The sequence below is a fragment of the Streptomyces niphimycinicus genome, from assembly GCF_018883605.1.
Classification (GTDB): domain Bacteria; phylum Actinomycetota; class Actinomycetes; order Streptomycetales; family Streptomycetaceae; genus Streptomyces; species Streptomyces niphimycinicus.
The window spans coordinates 1-373 of record NZ_JAHLEM010000399.1; the positions used below are offsets into that span (position 1 = coordinate 1).

Annotated in this window: 1 protein-coding gene; it reads right to left on the bottom strand. The window is 70.0% G+C overall.

Annotated elements, in window-relative coordinates; all coding sequences use genetic code 11:
* Window positions 1–373: SDR family NAD(P)-dependent oxidoreductase (locus KN815_RS52715; protein WP_216345092.1), on the bottom strand; the 373-nt coding region annotated here is incomplete at both ends.

The following is a 373-nucleotide window of genomic DNA, read 5'->3' on the forward strand; positions in this document are numbered from 1 at the left end:
CGCGGGTCAGCTCGTGCAGATGCAGTGCGGCGTCCACCTTCGGACGCAGCACCTTGTCCACCCGCTCCGGCGTCAGCGACTCCACCACACCGTCATCCAGCACACCCGCCGCATGCACCACCGCCGACAGCGGATGCTCCGACCCGAACCCGGCCAGCAGACTCTCCACCGAAGCCCGGTCCGCCACATCACACGCCACAGCCCGCGCCTGCGCACCGAGCCCGGCCAGCTCCGCCACCAACTCCGCCGCACCCGGCGCCTCCACGCCACGACGACTCGTCAGCACCACAGAACGCACACCATGCTCCACCACCAGATGACGGGCCAACAGCGCGCCCAGACCACCCGTACCACCCGTGATCAACACCGTGCC